At 61.2% G+C, this 16,834-nt stretch carries 16 protein-coding genes; 9 read left to right on the plus strand and 7 right to left on the minus strand.

Going from position 1 to position 16,834, the window contains the following annotated elements:
• The first annotated feature begins 105 nt into the window (after nt 1–105).
• From F6S08_RS23475 to F6S08_RS23485, 3 genes are all read left to right on the plus strand, one after another.
• On the plus strand, nt 106–2,157 hold the full coding sequence (locus F6S08_RS23475; protein ID WP_027605584.1) for a putative bifunctional diguanylate cyclase/phosphodiesterase: 2,052 nt from the start codon (nt 106–108) through the stop codon (nt 2,155–2,157).
• Nucleotides 2,158–2,283: 126 nt separating this feature from the next.
• Nucleotides 2,284–3,627: an imelysin family protein gene (locus F6S08_RS23480; protein WP_027605583.1), complete on the plus strand. Its 1,344-nt coding sequence runs from the start codon at nt 2,284–2,286 to the stop codon at nt 3,625–3,627.
• Nucleotides 3,628–3,875: 248 nt separating this feature from the next.
• A complete protein-coding gene (locus F6S08_RS23485; protein WP_065925925.1) occupies nt 3,876–5,330 on the plus strand; it encodes a TrkH family potassium uptake protein in 1,455 nt (484 codons plus the stop codon).
• On the opposite strand, the gene F6S08_RS23490 is transcribed toward F6S08_RS23485, so the two are convergent.
• Nucleotides 5,287–6,345 carry an AraC family transcriptional regulator gene (locus tag F6S08_RS23490; protein WP_315872391.1) on the minus strand — a complete coding sequence of 353 codons (1,059 nt, stop codon included), beginning with the start codon at nt 6,343–6,345 and terminating at the stop codon, nt 5,287–5,289. The genes F6S08_RS23485 and F6S08_RS23490 overlap by 44 nt on opposite strands.
• Before the next feature lie 163 nt (nt 6,346–6,508).
• On the opposite strand from F6S08_RS23490, the gene F6S08_RS23495 reads away from it, so the two are divergent.
• From F6S08_RS23495 to F6S08_RS23505, 3 genes are all read left to right on the plus strand, one after another.
• On the plus strand, nt 6,509–6,820 hold the full coding sequence (locus tag F6S08_RS23495) for a DUF962 domain-containing protein (RefSeq protein WP_315872392.1): 312 nt from the start codon (nt 6,509–6,511) through the stop codon (nt 6,818–6,820).
• Nucleotides 6,821–7,186: 366 nt separating this feature from the next.
• On the plus strand, nt 7,187–7,360 hold the full coding sequence (locus F6S08_RS23500) for a hypothetical protein (protein WP_315872393.1): 174 nt from the start codon (nt 7,187–7,189) through the stop codon (nt 7,358–7,360).
• A 104-nt stretch (nt 7,361–7,464) separates the two neighbouring features.
• Nucleotides 7,465–8,661 (plus strand): MFS transporter, encoded by a 1,197-nt coding sequence (locus F6S08_RS23505; RefSeq protein WP_065947872.1) that lies wholly within the window; start codon nt 7,465–7,467, stop codon nt 8,659–8,661.
• On the opposite strand, the gene arfB is transcribed toward F6S08_RS23505, so the two are convergent.
• Entirely contained in the window at nt 8,658–9,071 is a 414-nt protein-coding gene (gene arfB / locus F6S08_RS23510) for an alternative ribosome rescue aminoacyl-tRNA hydrolase ArfB (protein ID WP_065925922.1), read from the minus strand. The genes F6S08_RS23505 and arfB overlap by 4 nt on opposite strands.
• Nucleotides 9,072–9,141: 70 nt before the next feature.
• Between arfB and F6S08_RS23515 the strand changes: the two genes are divergently transcribed.
• On the plus strand, nt 9,142–9,516 hold the full coding sequence (locus F6S08_RS23515; protein ID WP_065925921.1) for a cytochrome c: 375 nt from the start codon (nt 9,142–9,144) through the stop codon (nt 9,514–9,516).
• Between the two features lie 65 nt (nt 9,517–9,581).
• Here the strand turns inward: F6S08_RS23515 and F6S08_RS23520 are convergent, their stop codons facing one another.
• Nucleotides 9,582–11,003 (minus strand): amino acid permease, encoded by a 1,422-nt coding sequence (locus tag F6S08_RS23520; protein ID WP_065947874.1) that lies wholly within the window; start codon nt 11,001–11,003, stop codon nt 9,582–9,584.
• A gap of 638 nt (nt 11,004–11,641) precedes the next feature.
• Between F6S08_RS23520 and F6S08_RS23525 the strand changes: the two genes are divergently transcribed.
• Nucleotides 11,642–11,779 carry a hypothetical protein gene (locus tag F6S08_RS23525; RefSeq protein WP_003175756.1) on the plus strand — a complete coding sequence of 46 codons (138 nt, stop codon included), beginning with the start codon at nt 11,642–11,644 and terminating at the stop codon, nt 11,777–11,779.
• Between the two features lie 73 nt (nt 11,780–11,852).
• Nucleotides 11,853–12,812, plus strand: coding sequence for a leucyl aminopeptidase (locus F6S08_RS23530; RefSeq protein WP_065925918.1), 960 nt, complete (start codon nt 11,853–11,855; stop codon nt 12,810–12,812).
• Between the two features lie 189 nt (nt 12,813–13,001).
• Here the strand turns inward: F6S08_RS23530 and rluB are convergent, their stop codons facing one another.
• The 4 genes from rluB to F6S08_RS23550 form a co-directional block, all read right to left on the minus strand.
• Nucleotides 13,002–14,249 carry a 23S rRNA pseudouridine(2605) synthase RluB gene (rluB, locus tag F6S08_RS23535; protein WP_315872394.1) on the minus strand — a complete coding sequence of 416 codons (1,248 nt, stop codon included), beginning with the start codon at nt 14,247–14,249 and terminating at the stop codon, nt 13,002–13,004.
• 196 nt (nt 14,250–14,445) lie between these two features.
• The gene (gene scpB / locus F6S08_RS23540; RefSeq protein WP_074847521.1) at nt 14,446–15,360 is read right to left on the minus strand and encodes an SMC-Scp complex subunit ScpB; all 915 of its coding nucleotides are present in this window, start codon (nt 15,358–15,360) and stop codon (nt 14,446–14,448) included.
• A 12-nt stretch (nt 15,361–15,372) separates the two neighbouring features.
• The gene (locus F6S08_RS23545; RefSeq protein WP_169898658.1) at nt 15,373–16,071 is read right to left on the minus strand and encodes a segregation and condensation protein A; all 699 of its coding nucleotides are present in this window, start codon (nt 16,069–16,071) and stop codon (nt 15,373–15,375) included.
• 120 nt (nt 16,072–16,191) lie between these two features.
• Nucleotides 16,192–16,821 carry an L-threonylcarbamoyladenylate synthase gene (locus F6S08_RS23550; protein WP_027605571.1) on the minus strand — a complete coding sequence of 210 codons (630 nt, stop codon included), beginning with the start codon at nt 16,819–16,821 and terminating at the stop codon, nt 16,192–16,194.
• Between the last annotated feature and the right edge of the window lie 13 nt (nt 16,822–16,834).

Raw genomic sequence — 16,834 nt, forward strand, 5'->3', positions numbered from 1 at the left:
AACGTCAATTGAGCTTATGCCCCAATGTCCCTTTGACTGCCAACCTCAGATTGCCAATACTCATGGCATATTGAAGGCCACCCGCATGAGACAAGGAATGCCCCTTTGAAGCTGGAACTCAAAAACAGCTTGTCGGTGAAGTTGCTACGGGTCGTGCTGCTGTCGGCGTTGATCGTGGGCGTGACGCTGAGCGTGGCGCAGATCGTTTTCGATGCCTACAAGACGCGCCAGGCCGTGGCCGGTGATGCCCAGCGCATCCTCGACATGTTTCGCGACCCCTCGACCCAGGCCGTCTATAGCCTGGACCGCGAGATGGGCATGCAGGTGATAGAGGGGCTGTTCCAGGACGAGGCGGTGCGCATGGCCTCCATCGGCCATCCCAACGAAACCATGCTGGCAGAAAAAAGCCGTGCCTTGCAGCACTCCCCCAGCCGCTGGCTCACCGACCTGATTCTTGGCCGGGAACGCACCTTCACCACTGCCTTGGTCGGCAAAGGCCCCTACAGCGAATATTACGGTGACCTGAGCATTACCCTCGACACCGCCACGTACGGCCAGGGCTTTATTGTCAGTTCGGTGATCATCTTCATTTCCGGCGTGTTACGCGCCTTGGCCATGGGCCTGGTGTTGTACCTGGTTTACCACTGGCTGCTGACCAAGCCGCTGTCGCGGATTATCGAACACCTGACATCGATCAACCCGGACCGCCCCAGCGAGCACAAGATCCCGCAACTCAAGGGCCACGAGCGCAACGAGTTGGGGTTGTGGATCAACACCGCCAACCAGTTGCTCGAATCCATCGAGCGCAACACCCACCTGCGCCATGAGGCGGAATCCAGCCTGCTGCGCATGGCCCAGTACGATTTCCTCACCGGCCTGCCCAACCGCCAGAAACTGCAGGAGCAACTGGACAAGATCCTCATCGACGCCGGTCGCCGCCAGCGCCGGGTGGCGGTGCTGTGCGTGGGACTGGATGACTTCAAAAGCGTCAACGAGCAGTTTACCTACCAGGCCGGCGACAAATTGCTGCTGGCCCTGGCCGACCGTCTGCGCGCCCACAGCGGTCGCCTCGGCGCCCTCGCCCGCCTGGGGGGCGACCAGTTCGCGCTGGTACAGGCCGATATCGACCAGCCCTACGAAGCGGCCGAACTGGCGCAAAGTATCCTCGACGACCTGGAGGCGGAGTTCGCCCTCGACCACGAGGAAATTCGCCTGCGCGCCACCATCGGCATCACCTTGTTTCCCGAAGATGGCGACAGCACCGAGAAGCTGCTGCAAAAAGCCGAACAGACCATGACCCTGGCCAAGAGCCGCTCTCGCAACCGCTATCAGTTCTATATCGCCAGCGTCGACAGCGAAATGCGCCGCCGCCGCGAGCTGGAAAAAGACCTGCGCGATGCCCTCAGCCGCGACCAGTTCCACCTGGTCTACCAGCCGCAGATCAGCTATCGCGACCAGCGTGTGGTAGGCGTGGAAGCCCTGATCCGTTGGCAGCACCCGGAACACGGGCTGGTGCCGCCGGACCTGTTCATCCCGCTGGCAGAACAGAACGGCACCATTATTCCGATTGGCGAATGGGTACTGGACCAGGCCTGTCGACAATTGCGCGAATGGCATGACCTGGGCTTCACCGAACTGCGCATGGCGGTCAACCTGTCCACCGTGCAGTTGCACCACACCGAGCTGCCACGGGTGGTCAACAACCTGATGCAGATCTACCGCCTGCCGCCGCGCAGCCTGGAGCTGGAAGTCACCGAAACCGGCCTGATGGAAGACATCAGCACCGCCGCCCAACACCTGTTGAGCCTGCGCCGCTCCGGGGCATTGATCGCGATTGATGACTTCGGCACCGGCTATTCCTCCTTGAGCTATTTGAAAAGCCTGCCCCTGGACAAGATCAAGATCGACAAAAGCTTCGTCCAGGACCTGCTGGACGACGATGACGACGCCACCATCGTTCGCGCCATTATCCAACTGGGCAAAAGCCTGGGCATGCAGGTCATCGCGGAAGGCGTGGAAACCGCGGAGCAGGAGGCCTACATCATCTCCGAGGGTTGCCATGAAGGTCAGGGTTACTACTACAGTAAACCCCTGCCGGCCCGGGAGTTGGCGGCTTTTTTGAAGCAGGCGGAGCGCAATGGCGCGGCCATTCTCTGAGCGGGCAAAACGATACTGAATATTTCCCGCGTATAACCCTTTACACAAAATGCAAATCTTTCGCATTATGTCGCAGTTTTGCGCGACCCCCGCGCGCCCATCAACAACCGAAGCAGGATGTTCGCCATGATTCGTATGCCCCTGGCCACCGCCAGTCTGCTGGCCATTGCCATTTCTCTCGCCGGTTGCGGCGAAGGTAAAGACAAGCCCGCAGCAAACCAGGCGCCGACCCCGGCTGCCAGCACCACCGCTCCAGCGGCTGCCACCCCTGCCGGCCAGGTCGATGAAGCGGCCGCCAAGGCCGTGGTTGCGCATTACGCCGACATGGTCTTCGCGGTGTACAGCGATGCCGAGTCCACGGCAAAAACCCTGCAAACCGCAATCGACGCCTTCCTCGCCAAACCAAACGACGAAACCCTGAAAGCCGCCCGGGCCGCCTGGGTTGCCGCGCGCGTTCCGTACCTGCAGAGCGAAGTGTTCCGCTTCGGCAACACCATCATCGATGACTGGGAAGGTCAGGTTAACGCCTGGCCCCTGGACGAAGGCCTGATCGACTACGTCGACAAATCCTACGAACACGCCCTGGGCAACCCGGGCGCTACCGCCAACATCATCGCCAACACCGAAGTCCAGGTCGGCGAAGACAAGGTCGACGTGAAGGACATCACCCCGGAAAAACTCGCCAGCCTCAATGAGCTGGGCGGTTCCGAAGCCAACGTCGCCACCGGCTACCACGCCATCGAATTCCTGCTCTGGGGCCAGGACCTGAACGGCACCGGCCCGGGCGCGGGCAACCGCCCTGCGTCGGACTACCTGACCGGCGACGGCGCAACCGGCGGCCACAACGAGCGCCGCCGCGCCTACCTGACCGCCGTGACCCAACTGCTGGTCAGCGACCTGCAGGAAATGGTCGGCAACTGGAAACCCAACGTCGAAGACAACTACCGCGCCACCCTGGAGGCAGAACCTGCCACCGACGGCCTGCGCAAAATGTTGTTCGGCATGGGCAGCCTGTCCTTGGGCGAGCTGGCCGGTGAGCGCATGAAGGTTTCCCTGGAAGCCAACTCGCCGGAAGACGAACAGGACTGCTTCAGCGACAACACCCACTACTCGCACTTCTACGACGCCAAGGGCATCCGCAACGTCTACCTGGGCGAGTACACCCGCGTCGACGGCACCAAACTGACCGGCGCCAGCCTGTCGTCCCTGGTGGCCAAGGCCGACCCGGCTGCCGATACCGCGCTGAAAGCGGACCTGGCGGCGACCGAAGCGAAGATCCAGGTCATGGTTGATCACGCCAACAAGGGTGAGCACTACGACCAGTTGATCGCGGCCGGTAACGACGCAGGTAACCAGATCGTGCGTGACGCCATCGCCGCCCTGGTCAAGCAGACCGGCTCGATCGAAGCCGCTGCCGGCAAGCTGGGCATCAGCGACCTGAACCCGGATAACGCTGATCACGAATTCTGATCAGCGCGGTGTTGAATGAGGCGGCCTTCGGGTCGCCTTTTTTGTGCACTGTCTTTACCACCGCAAACCCATGTGGGAGGGGGCTTGCTCCCGATAGCGGTGGCTCAGTAGATACTTCCTTCACTGACACACCGACATCGGGAGCAAGCCCCCTCCCACATTTGATCCATGTTGTGCCCAAATCCGCCGGTTTACATGCCCTGCACCCCAGGTAGAATGGCGCCTCTGCCCTATTTCGAGCTTACTTCATGGCGTTGCCGACCCTACGCATCATCGGTTTCATCATCGGCATCTTCCTGATCACCCTTGCGATCGCCATGGTCGTGCCCATGGCCACCCTGGTGATTTTCGAACGGACCAGCGACCTGCCCTCGTTCCTCTGGGCCAGCCTGATCACTTTTGTCGCCGGGCTTGCCCTGGTGATTCCCGGGCGTCCCGAACACGTGCACCTGCGTCCGCGAGACATGTACCTGCTCACGGTCAGCAGTTGGGTGGTGGTATGCGTATTCGCCGCGCTGCCGTTCCTGCTGACCCAGCACATCAGCTACACCGACTCGTTTTTCGAAAGCATGTCCGGCATCACCGCCACCGGCTCCACGGTGCTGAGCGGCCTGGACACCCTGTCCCCCGGCATTTTGATATGGCGCTCGCTGCTGCACTGGCTCGGCGGCATCGGCTTTATCGGCATGGCGGTGGCGATCCTGCCGCTGCTGCGCATCGGTGGCATGCGCCTGTTCCAGACCGAATCCTCGGACCGCTCGGAGAAGGTCATGCCCCGCTCGCACATGGTGGCGCGGCTGATCGTGGCGGCCTACGTCGGCATCACCATCCTCGGCAGCCTGGCGTTCTGGTGGGCCGGCATGGGCCTGTTCGATGCGATCAACCATGCGATGTCGGCGATTTCCACCGGTGGGTTCTCCACCTCGGACGAGTCCCTGGCGCACTGGAAACAACCGGCGGTGCACTGGGTGGCGGTGGTGGTGATGATCCTCGGCAGCTTGCCGTTCACCCTGTACGTGGCCACCTTGCGGGGTAATCGCAAGGCATTGATCAAGGATCAGCAAGTACAGGGCCTGCTCGGTTTGTTGCTGGTGACCTGGCTGGTGCTCGGCACCTGGTACTGGTGGACCACCAACCTGCATTGGCTGGATGCCCTGCGCCATGTGGCGTTGAACGTCACGTCGGTAGTGACCACCACCGGTTTTGCACTGGGGGACTACAGCCTGTGGGGCAATTTCTCACTGATGCTGTTTTTCTACCTGGGCTTCATCGGTGGCTGTTCCGGCTCCACGGCGGGCGGGATCAAGATTTTCCGCTTCCAGGTCGCCTATATCCTGCTCAAGGCCAACTTGAACCAGCTGATTCACCCGCGCGCGGTAATCAAGCAGAAGTACAACGGCCACCGCCTCGACGAAGAGATCGTGCGTTCGATCCTGACCTTTTCGTTTTTCTTCGCCATCACCATCTGCGCCATCGCCCTGGCCTTGTCGCTGCTGGGCCTGGACTGGATGACCGCACTCACCGGCGCCGCCAGCACCGTGTCCGGCGTCGGCCCGGGCCTGGGGGAAACCATTGGCCCGGCCGGCAACTTCGCCAGCCTGCCGGATGCGGCCAAGTGGATCCTGTCCCTGGGCATGCTGCTGGGCCGGCTGGAAATCATCACAGTCTTTGTTCTGTGCATTCCGGCGTTCTGGCGTCACTGACCGTCGACGCGTCCTGCAGCCGCGCCCGGTATTCGCCGGGCGTGGCATCAAACCAGCGGCGAAACGCGCGAAAGAAGTTGCTCGGGTCGGCAAAGCCCAGCAGGTAGGCAATCTCCAACAGGGTCATGCGCGGCTGCGCCAGGTATTGCTCGGCCAGTTCGCGGCGGGTGTCGTCGAGCAGGGTCTGGAAACTCGTGCCTTCTTCCTGCAGGCGCCGCTGCAAGGTGCGCTGGGACAGGTGCAGGGTCTTGGCCACCACTTCGCGCTTGGGTTCGCCCTGGGGCAGCAGCCGGCACAGCACCTGCCGCGCCTTGTGGGTCACGCGGCTTTCGGAGAACCGCGCCAGGTACTCACCGGCAAATCGATCGTGCAACAGCGCCATGGCCTCGTTGGCCGTGGGCAGCGGCGCGTCCATGTCGGCGCGCTCAAAGATCAGCGCGTCATACGGCGCATCGAACTCCAGCGGGGCATGGAACGCTTGTTTATAGGGGGCCAGGTCCCCCGGTTGATCGCCCTGCAACAGCACTTTGCGGGGTTGCAGGGTCCGCCCGGTGAGCCAGCCGCACAGCGCCAACGCACAGGCCAGGGAGGCTTCGGCGCTTTGTCGGGTCGGCGGAAGATGATCGCCATGCACCGTCAGAATCAGCGCATAGCCTTCAGGTAATAGTCGAAAACTCAAGTCGGCGCTTTCGGCGATGATCCGCTGGTAACGCACCAAGCGCATGAAGCCTTCGGCCAGGGTGTTGCTGGACATCAAGGCGTAACCGGCCACATGAAACGACGCCGGGCGCACCACCTTGCCCATGTTCAGGCCAATCGCCGGGTTGCCCGACAACTCGACCGCGCGCTTCCACAGGCGGGTCATGGAGTCCTGCGGGAACCGCGCATCGGGGTCACTCAGGGCGGCGTAGTCCAGGCCCAGTTGCTTGAACAAGGCGCGGCAATCCAGGCCGTCCATTTCCAGTGCCTTGACTATCCCCATCGCCCAGCTTGCAGACGTTGTTCGTTCGCTCATGGCGTCTTCTTGAATAAAGCAGGCTCAAAACGGCAGCCAGGAAAGCCAAGGATACTAAAGTGGCATCTATTGTCACTGGCTGTTACCACTGATCACTCTAGACTCAAATAAGCTCCCCGCCGAACATCTGTTCGGCGGCACAACAATCAAAGGGCCGGCCGTAGTGGAAAACCTCAAGCGATTCAACAGCTTTGCCGAGTTTTACCCTTATTACCTGACCGAGCACAGCAACAGCACCTGCCGGCGCCTGCACTTTATCGGCACTACCCTGGTGATCGGCATCCTGGCCTATGCCATCGGCCGAGGCTCACTGGGGCTGTTATTGGCCGTGCCGATTGCCGGCTACAGTTTTGCCTGGATCGGGCATTTCTTCTTCGAAAAGAACCGTCCGGCGACTTTCCAGCACCCGTTCTACAGCTTGCTCGGGGATTTTGTGATGTACCGCGACATGATCCTCGGCAAGGTGCCGTTCTGAACGGTGTGACCTCTTGTCACTTGCGTAAAAACGATAAAAGGTTCGTACACCCGGCGATATAAAAGTCTTTTTGTCATTTACAGTGCTGTATCCTGCCAAGGCTTTTTGAGAGCGCGGAATCACCTGCGATTGAAAAAACAGACTTTGCGAGGAGCGACGACGATGCACGAGATACCTAATCTCCCCTTCCCAAGCCTGCACGAAACTGAGCAGCCAACACCGCAGCAGGCCAGCGCGAAGCAGCCTGAGGCCAAACAAGCAAAACCAGTCGACAGCAAGAGCCAGGACTGACGCCGTACCAGACCGTGTGGAAAGCGGACCTTTGAACGCTTTCCACACTGCCTGAATCACCCCGAGGTACCCGCCATGACAGACACCCTCCCGGACACCACCGTACTCGACACCGCCCTGCAGATGGTCGACGTGTGGAACCGCCTCAGCGCGGACAAACAAGCCTTGCTGCTCAAGCGCTTCGGCACCCAGGAAAACGCCCTGGCCGCCCTGGTCACCACCCAGTTACTCGCCCCCCTTCAAGCCTGACGTCTTTTTGATCTGACGTTTTTGCGTTTTACCGCCCTGCGCACGCCCAAGCCCCGGTATCATTAGCAGCCTATCTTTACCTGCTGCGACAGTGGACCTCTCCCATGCCAGATACCCAGCGCCCCATGGCGGTCACGCTGCAAGTTGTTTCCATCGTGTTGTTCACCTTTATCGGCTACCTGAATATCGGCATTCCCCTGGCCGTGTTGCCGGGCTATGTCCACAGTGAACTGGGCTACGGCGCGGTGATCGCCGGCCTGGTGATCAGCGTGCAATACCTGGCCACGCTGTTGAGCCGCCCGTATGCAGGCAAAATCATCGACAACCTGGGCAGCAAGCGGGCGGTGCTGATCGGCCTGGTGGGCTGCGGCGCGAGCGGCGTGTTCATGTTGCTTGCGGCGTGGTTTTCGAGCGTGCCGGCCGTCAGCCTGGCCAGCCTGCTCATCGGTCGATTGGTACTGGGCAGCGCAGAAAGCCTGGTGGGCTCAGGCGCCATCGGCTGGGGCATTGGCCGGGTGGGCGCGGCCAATACCGCCAAGGTCATTTCGTGGAACGGTATCGCCAGTTACGGCGCGCTGGCGGTCGGTGCACCGTTGGGCGTGCTGCTGGTGAGGAATTTCGGGCTGTGGAGCATGGGCGTCAGCATTATCCTGCTGGCGGTCGTCGGCCTGTTGCTGGCCTGGAACAAAGTGGCTGCGCCCATCGTCGCCGGCGTGCGCCTGCCGTTCATGAATGTACTGGGCCGGGTGTTGCCCCACGGTTGCGCGTTGGCCCTGGGCTCCATCGGCTTTGGCACCATCGCCACCTTTATCACCCTGTATTACACCACCCAGCATTGGGATAACGCGGTGTGGGCATTGAGCCTGTTCGGCGCCAGCTTTATCGGTGCACGCCTGCTGTTCGGCAACTTGATCAACCGTATCGGCGGCTTTCGCGTGGCAATCGCTTGCCTGTCGGTGGAGATCCTCGGCCTGCTGCTGTTGTGGTTGGCGCCGGATGCCAACCTGGCCCTGGCCGGCGCAGCGTTGAGCGGTTTCGGCTTTTCCCTGGTGTTTCCGGCGCTGGGAGTGGAGGCGGTCAACCTGGTGCCCGCGTCCAGCCGTGGTTCGGCGGTGGGCGCCTATTCGCTGTTTATCGACCTGTCGCTGGGCATTACCGGGCCGCTGGCCGGGGCCGTGGCGGCAGGTTTCGGCTTTGCGTCGATCTTCCTGTTCGCCGCCCTCGCCGCCCTCGGTGGGCTGCTGCTGAGTGTCTACCTGTACCGGCAAGCGCCCAAGGCCCGCGAAGCGCGCGATGCCTAGAAGTCGACCTTGCCGCGCCCGGCCTTGATGCTGCCGCGCTTGGTCTTGGATTCCAGGCGCCGCTTTTTCGAGCCCAGGGTGGGCTTGGTCGGGCGGCGCTTCTTCTCGACCTTGGTGGCAGTGAGGATCAGCTCCACCAGGCGTTCCAGCGCGTCGGCGCGGTTCTGTTCCTGGGTCCGGTACTGCTGGGCCTTGAGCACCAGCACGCCTTCGCTGGTGATACGGCTGTCACGCAGTGCCAGCAGTCGCTCCTTGTAGAACGCCGGCAGCGACGACGCCGGAATATCGAATCGCAGGTGCACCGCGCTCGACACCTTGTTGACGTTCTGCCCTCCGGCGCCCTGGGCGCGGATGGCGGTCAACTCGATTTCGGCATCGGGCAGGTGCACGTTGTTGGAAATAACCAGCATCACTCAATAAACCCTAGGCAACAGACACGCCCAATCAGGACAACAACCTCGACAACAAGGACGCATGACAATGAAAAGACTATTGATCACTTTGCTCGGCACCTTATCACTCATTCAAACGTCACTGTCCTTTGCAGATAACGCCAATGGCAAAAACCTCTATTCACAGCGCTGCGCCATGTGCCACGGGCCAGACCTCAAGGCAACGGGACCGTTGGCCAGGAAAAGCAACCCGCCTACACCTGACCTGACAACCCCAGCCTTCAAAAAACGGCTGGCGGCTTACCCGGGCGTTATTGTGTCGTCGGTCATACTTCGCCCGAATGGAGACCTGATCCCAAAAACGCTGCGCGAGAATGGAGTAAAGGTCCCGCCGCATGCCTGGAACGTTAAGGACTTTCGCGACTTGAATGAATACATGAGCGGTGTGATTTCAAAAAGTTGACGGCCTCAAAATGCAAAAACCCCGCGCCCTATACAGGATGCGGGGTTTTCCAGGTAGGCGCCTGTTTACTTCAACGCCGCACTCGCGGTGTTCAACGCCGCTTCAGCACTGCGCTTGTTCTTGATCCAATAACACACCGCCATAAACGCCACCCACACCGGGATCGCGTACACCGACACCTGGATCCCCGGAATCATCAGCATGATCACCAGGATAAACACCACGAACGCCAGGCACACGTAGTTGCCGTACGGGTACCACAGCGCCTTGAACAACGGCGCCTGGCCGGTGCGGTTCATGTGCTGGCGGAACTTGAAGTGGGAGAAGCTGATCATTGCCCAGTTGATCACCAGCGTGGCCACCACCAGTGACATCAGCAGTTCCAGCGCATGTTGCGGAATGAAGTAGTTCATCAACACCGCCACCAGCGTGACCGCCGCCGAAGCGAGGATCGAACGCACTGGCACGCCGCGCTTGTCGATCTTGGCCAGCGCCCTGGGCGCATCCCCCTGCTCGGCCATGCCCAGCAGCATGCGGCTGTTGCAGTAGGTGCCGCTGTTGTACACCGACAACGCCGCCGTCAACACCACGAAGTTGAGGATATGCGCGGCGGTGTTGCTGCCCAGCATCGAGAACACCTGCACGAACGGGCTGCCACTGTAGGCATCGCCGGAGGCGTTGAGGGTGGCCAGCAGGCTGTCCCATGGTGTCAGCGACAGCAACACCACCAGGGCGCCGATGTAGAAGATCAGGATGCGGTAGATCACCTGGTTGATCGCCTTGGGGATCACAGTGCGTGGCTGGTCGGCTTCGGCGGCGGTAAAGCCGAGCATTTCCAGGCCGCCGAAGGAGAACATGATGATCGCCATGGCCATCACCAAGCCGCTGACGCCATGGGGGAAGAAGCCGCCGTGTTCCCACAGGTTGCTCACCGAGGCTTGCGGGCCGCCGCTGCCACTGACCAGCAGGTAGCTGCCCAGGGCGATCATGCCGACAATGGCGACCACCTTGATGATGGCGAACCAGAACTCCGCTTCACCAAAGACTTTGACGTTGGCCAGGTTGATCAGGTTGATCAGCACGAAGAACGCCGCCGCCGAGACCCAGGTCGGGATCTCCGGCCACCAGTAGTGCACGTATTTGCCGACGGCTGTCAGCTCGGACATGCCCACCAGGATGTACAGGATCCAGCAGTTCCAGCCCGACAGGAAGCCGGCGAAACCGCCCCAGTACTTGTGGGCAAAGTGGCTGAAGGAACCGGCGACCGGCTCTTCGACGATCATTTCGCCGAGCTGGCGCATGATCATGAAGGCAATGAAGCCGCAGATGGCATAACCCAGGATCATCGACGGGCCGGCGGATTTGAGCACGCCGGCCGAGCCCAGGAACAGGCCGGTGCCGATGGCGCCACCAAGGGCGATCAACTGGATATGCCGATTTTTCAGGCCGCGTTTCAGCTCGCCTGAAGAGCAATGGGGTTCACTCATGAAAAGGGTCTCACGCAAGGTTTGATGATGTTGAATGCAGGTTGCTGCCTTGAATTACCGACTCAAGCAGCGCCGCTCAAACCCCAGCGCAGGCACCAGGAGTACAGCGTCTTTCTAACGGTCATGCGTCACCTATTTGTTTTTATCTGTGACGAAATCGAACCCGCCGGGCTCGTGGCCAGGCGGAGTGATCAGGGCGGGTAAACCCTGAGGTCTTGGCCTTTTGCGTGGTTACGCAAGGGGGTCACAGTAAAACGCGGCGCATTGTACACCGCTCGACAGCTTCAAGCCGCACCCGCAGAGCACGTGCGACGATCTGTCAGGTATTCCTTACAGCGGTAAATAGGCCAATCATGCCGCGAGGTACACGTAAATTAATCGTTACAGCATGGAAAATCTGCGTTACAGCTGTAAGTTTTTGAAAAAATGGCGGTAGGAAAATTCATCACCATTAGCGACGCCAGCTCACTGTATTTGCTGAAGAAAAAAAGCCGGCGAAAAAACAGAAGAAAAAATCCAAATGAGACCGTGTCAATAAATTTTTTGCATTACCAAACACTCTCACCTAGGTTCTTTCACTTGCCCAGCGAAGCCCGCTGGCAAGCCGTTCTCAAACAACGTCCTCTAGGAGATACACCATGCAAGCACTGGAAAACGACCTGGAAACCGAACTGCAGCTCGACGATTGGTTTGAAGCGCCGACCCACGAGGCCGCCGTTGAAATGATGCAAGCCGATGCCGTGGTGCCATTTGGCACGGCGATGTGGCCTTTCTGACACCCGGCACGTATTCGGCAGGTGCTGTGCACGGCACCTGCCTCCTTACCCAAGGCACACAAGGACATACGTCATGGACAAGGCCCGCGCCGTTGAACACTTTCTCTACTACCTTGCACACCATCCGGCCCTCAGCGGCCTGAACTGCCCCACTGTGCTGCTGGGCCACACCGAGCGCTACGACGCCATCGCCCAGGCGATCGCCCAGAGCAGCGCCGCCCGTTTCAACTTCCAGGTGCAGCGCCTGGACCTGGCCGACAGCGACAGCCTGGCGCAGGCCATCGAAGCCTGCGACCTGTACCTGTTCCTCTACGATTCCTCCACCCTGCCCAACCCGCGCGCCGAAGGCCCGGACTTCATCCGTGCCCTGCAAGGCGTGATGGCCGAACACTGGAAGAAATCCCTGCTGTTCAAGGATTACGGCGACTACTTCTACGACACTTTCAGCGTCGAGCCGCAGCGCATCGCCGACCTCAACGCCACGCTGATCCGGCGCATGTCCCAAGCCGCTGTGCTGAGCTTTACCGACAAACACGGCTCACGCCTGCAGGCGCCCATGAGCAGCATCAAGAAGTGGACCAATATCAACGGCATCGGCAACCACGACCTGGCCCCCGGCGAAATCGCCACCCACAGCGAGGCCATCAATGGTCAGGTGCGGTTTGTCGGCACCTTTCTCAGCACCATCCCCTTCGCACGCAAGTACGGCGTGCTGCAGTCACCACTGGAACTGTGGATCGAAAACTCGACCATCTGCAGCGTGGCCAGTGACGTGCCGGGGCTGGCCGACGACTTCAATAAATACCTGAATGCCAACCCGTCCAATCGCCGGGTGGAGGAACTGGGGATTGGCACCAATGAAGGGGTGAAGGACCTGTATGCGCGCAATGCCGGGTTCGAGGAGCGCCACTGCGGCTTGCACCTGGGCTTGGGTGGCGGGCAGAAAGGCAGCCATCACCTGGACCTGATCTTTGCCAGTGGGGTGTTGGCGTTGGATGACAAACCCGTCTTTGACGGCACCTTTGCGTTCTGATCACCGACCTTGAAAATGATGGAGATCCAACTGTGGGAGGGGGCTTGCTCCCGATAGCGGTGCGTCAGTCGCCGGATTGGCAAGCTGATACACCGCTATCGGGAGCAAGCCCCCTCCCACATGTTTTATCTCTATTCCAAGGCACACAAACGCCAACCCTAGGGTTGGCGTTTGTGTGCCGCGGTTACATCACTGCGGTTTCTTGCGACCAAAGCCTGGACGTTGACCTGAACCGGCCGGTGCGCCACGGCGCTTGCCCGATGGCTCGTCCGCGACCAGTTTCAGGCCTGGGCGCTTTTTCGGCGCTGGCTTGGCCGGGCGCTTGGTGTTGGCGCTGTCGGCTGGGTGATCGGATGCTGGAGCACCGCGACCGGCGTCACCACGGTTGCTGCGACCACCGCTTGGCGCGTCACCACGACCGGTCGGGCGTGGGGTGCGTGGCGCACGTTCACCTTCCTGGCGCGATGGCGCGGTTGGGCGACGCTCGCCTTCGATGTGCGGTTGACGTGAGATACGCCCCCCGGTAGCCGGTGCATCCAGCGCCGGGCGCAGGGTGCGGGCAACACGTTCGGTGCGGGCCACGGGGCGCGACGATTTACGCTGCATACGATCGAGCTTGTCTTTGCTCTTGGCGTTCATCTGCGGCATGGCGACCGGCGTCAGGCCGACTTCGGCGCTGAGGATGTCGACTTCGTACTGGCTCATTTCGCGCCAGCGGCCCATCGGCAGGTCGGAGTTGAGGAACACCGGGCCAAAACGCACGCGCTTCAGGCGGCTGACCACCAGGCCCTGGGATTCCCACAGGCGACGCACTTCACGGTTACGGCCTTCCATCACCACGCAGTGGTACCAGTGGTTGAAACCTTCACCGCCCGGGGCTTGCTTGATGTCGGTGAACTTGGCCGGGCCGTCTTCCAGCACCACGCCGGCCTTGAGGCGTTCGATCATCTCATCATCGACTTCACCACGCACACGCACGGCGTATTCGCGGTCCATCTCGTAGGACGGGTGCATCAGGCGGTTGGCCAGTTCACCGTCGGTGGTGAACATCAGCAAGCCGGTGGTGTTGATGTCGAGACGACCGATGTTGATCCAACGGCCTTCTTTGGGCTTGGGCATCTTGTCGAACACGGTCGGACGGCCTTCCGGGTCGTCACGGGTGCAGATCTCGCCATCGGGCTTGTTGTACATGATCACGCGGCGCACCGATTCGGCGGCCTCTTCACGCTTGATGACCTTGCCATCAATGGTGATTGCGTCGTGCAGGTCGACGCGCTGGCCCAGGGTGGCCTCGACGCCGTTGACCTTGATGCGCTTCTGGGTGATCCAGGCTTCGACGTCGCGGCGCGAGCCCACGCCGATACGCGCCAGCACCTTTTGCAGCTTTTCGCCTGCAGGGCCGATTTCCTGGCTGTCGTTCTGGTCTTTATCGTTCATCTTAAGCACCTCCCGGTGGGTCGATTCAGGCGTGGCCTGAAGAGTGTTGAAAGCGGGGCTTTGGCCGAATAGGTCGGCAAAGGGTCGCGAATCATACGCCCATGGCGCGCGTTGCGCATCAGAGACTAGTCGATAAGCGCCAGGTCATGGTTTTTTCCGCCGACCGGTGGTGCCCCAGGCCCCGCATTCGACTGCGTCAGTCTTCGAACTGGCGGCGTTCGTTCTCGATGGCTTCGGCCAGGGCCCGGGCTTCGTCTTCTTCGTCGCTCAGGGGCGGTTGTTCGAGGGCGGCGACGGCGGCCAGGAGTTTTTCGCGGGCTTCGGCCACGCCGAGGATATCGTCCTCAGGTTCAGGTTCGACCTCCACGCTCACCTGGGCTTCCGGCTCGGCCACACCATCGCGCAGCAAGTCATCAAAGTCGGTCTTGATGCCCTGCTCCATGTCGTCCAGTTCCAGCAACAACGTGTGGAAACTGGTTTCGTCCTTGGGCTCTTCCGGCTCGGCGGTGGCGTCGGCCAGTTCCTGCAGGCTCGCCGGGACCGGGGCGTCGTCGAAGTCGAGCACCGGCTCGGCTTCCATCTCACGCAATTCGGCCAGGGGCGGCAGGTCGTCGAGGTTTTTCAGGTTGAAATGGTCGAGGAACACCTTGGTGGTGGCGAACATCGCCGGTTTGCCGGGCACGTCGCGGTAGCCGACGATGCGGATCCACTCACGCTCCAGCAGCGTCTTGACGATATGGCTGTTGACCGCCACGCCCCGCACGTCCTCGATTTCGCCACGGGTGATGGGCTGGCGATAGGCGATCAGCGCCATGGTCTCCAGCATCGCCCGTGAATAGCGCTGCGGGCGCTCTTCCCAGAGGCGGCCGACCCACGGGGAAAACTTCTCACGGATCTGCAGGCGATAACCCGACGCCACCTCACGCAGTTCAAAGGCGCGGCCGTCGCAGGATTTGCGCAGGATTTCCAGCGCCTTCTTGAACACCGGCGGTTCAGGGCGCTCGGCTTCCTCAAACAGTTCGAACAGACGCTCCAGGGATTGCGGTTTACCCGAGGCCAGGAGAAAGGCCTCCAGCAACGGGGCCAATTCGCGGGGTTCAGTCAGATTCATCGTTTCAGCTCTTTATTCGGCTCGCGCCCGCACGTGGATAGCCGCAAAAGGCTCATTCTGGACCAGCTCGACCAAGGACTCCTTGACCAGCTCGAGGACCGCCATAAAGGTCACCACCACCCCCAGGCGCCCTTCTTCCGCCGTGAACAGCTCCACAAACGGCACAAACCCGCCGCCCTTGAGGCGTTCGAGCACATCGCTCATACGCTCGCGGGTGGACAGGGCCTCGCGACTGACCTGGTGGTGTTCAAACATATCGCCACGGCGCAGCACCTCGGCCATGGACATCAGCAACTCTTCCAGGCTCACGTCCGGCAGCAGCTTGCGCGCGCGGGCTTCGGGGGCGTCGAGCTTGGGTACCACCACGTCGCGACCGACGCGGCTCAGGCCGTCGATACCTTCGGCGGCGGCCTTGAAGCGCTCGTATTCCTGCAGCCGGCGGATCAGTTCGGCGCGCGGGTCGTCCTCTTCGGCCTCGACCGTCTCCGCGCGCGGCAACAGCATGCGCGACTTGATCTCGGCGAGCATGGCGGCCATCACCAGGTACTCGGCAGCCAGTTCCAGGCGTACCGACTGCATCAACTCGACATAGCCCATGTACTGGCGGGTGATTTCCGCCACCGGGATGTCGAGGATGTTGATGTTCTGCTTGCGGATCAGGTACAGCAGCAAGTCCAGCGGGCCCTCGAAAGCCTCAAGGAAGACCTCCAGGGCGTCCGGCGGAATGTACAGGTCCAGCGGCATTTCCAGCACCGCCTGGCCGTACACCATGGCAAACGGCAGCTCCTGCTGGGCGCCCGCCTGGCTGTCGACGGTTTCCACGGCTGACATTCAGGCCTCGGCCATAAAGGGCGCAGGATCGCCGCAACCGACACGGATCACTTCAGGTTCGCCGTCGGCCAGGTTGATCACGGTGGAGGCCTTGTTGCCGCCGAAACCGCCGTCGATGATCAGGTCCACCTGTTTTTCCAGCAATTGGCGCATCTCGTACGGGTCTTCCAGGGGCTCGGTGTCGCCGGGCATGATCAGCGACACACTCATCAGCGGCTCACCCAGCTCGGCCAGCAACGCCAGGGCGATGGGATGCTCCGGCACCCGCAGGCCGATGGTGCGTTTTTTCGGGTGCAGCAGCAGGCGCGGCACTTCGCGGGTGGCGTTGAGGATAAAAGTGTAGGGCCCTGGCGTGTGGGCCTTGAGCAGGCGGAAGGTGCCGGTGTCGACCTTGGCGAACAGGCCCAGCTGGGACAAGTCGCTACAGATCAGCGCAAAGTTGTGCTTGTCATCCAGCTGGCGCAGGCGTCTGACACGCTCGACTGCGCCCTTGTCACCGATCTGGCAACCGATGGCGTATGACGAATCGGTTGGGTAGATCACCACACCGCCGGCGCGAATGATCTCTACGGCCTGCTTGATCAGGCGCGCCTGGGGGTTTTCCGGATGAATCTGGAAGAATTGACTCACGGGTTCTACCTGT

The organism is Pseudomonas sp. JV449 (assembly GCF_032424295.1).
Classification (GTDB): Bacteria; Pseudomonadota; Gammaproteobacteria; order Pseudomonadales; family Pseudomonadaceae; genus Aquipseudomonas; species Aquipseudomonas marginalis.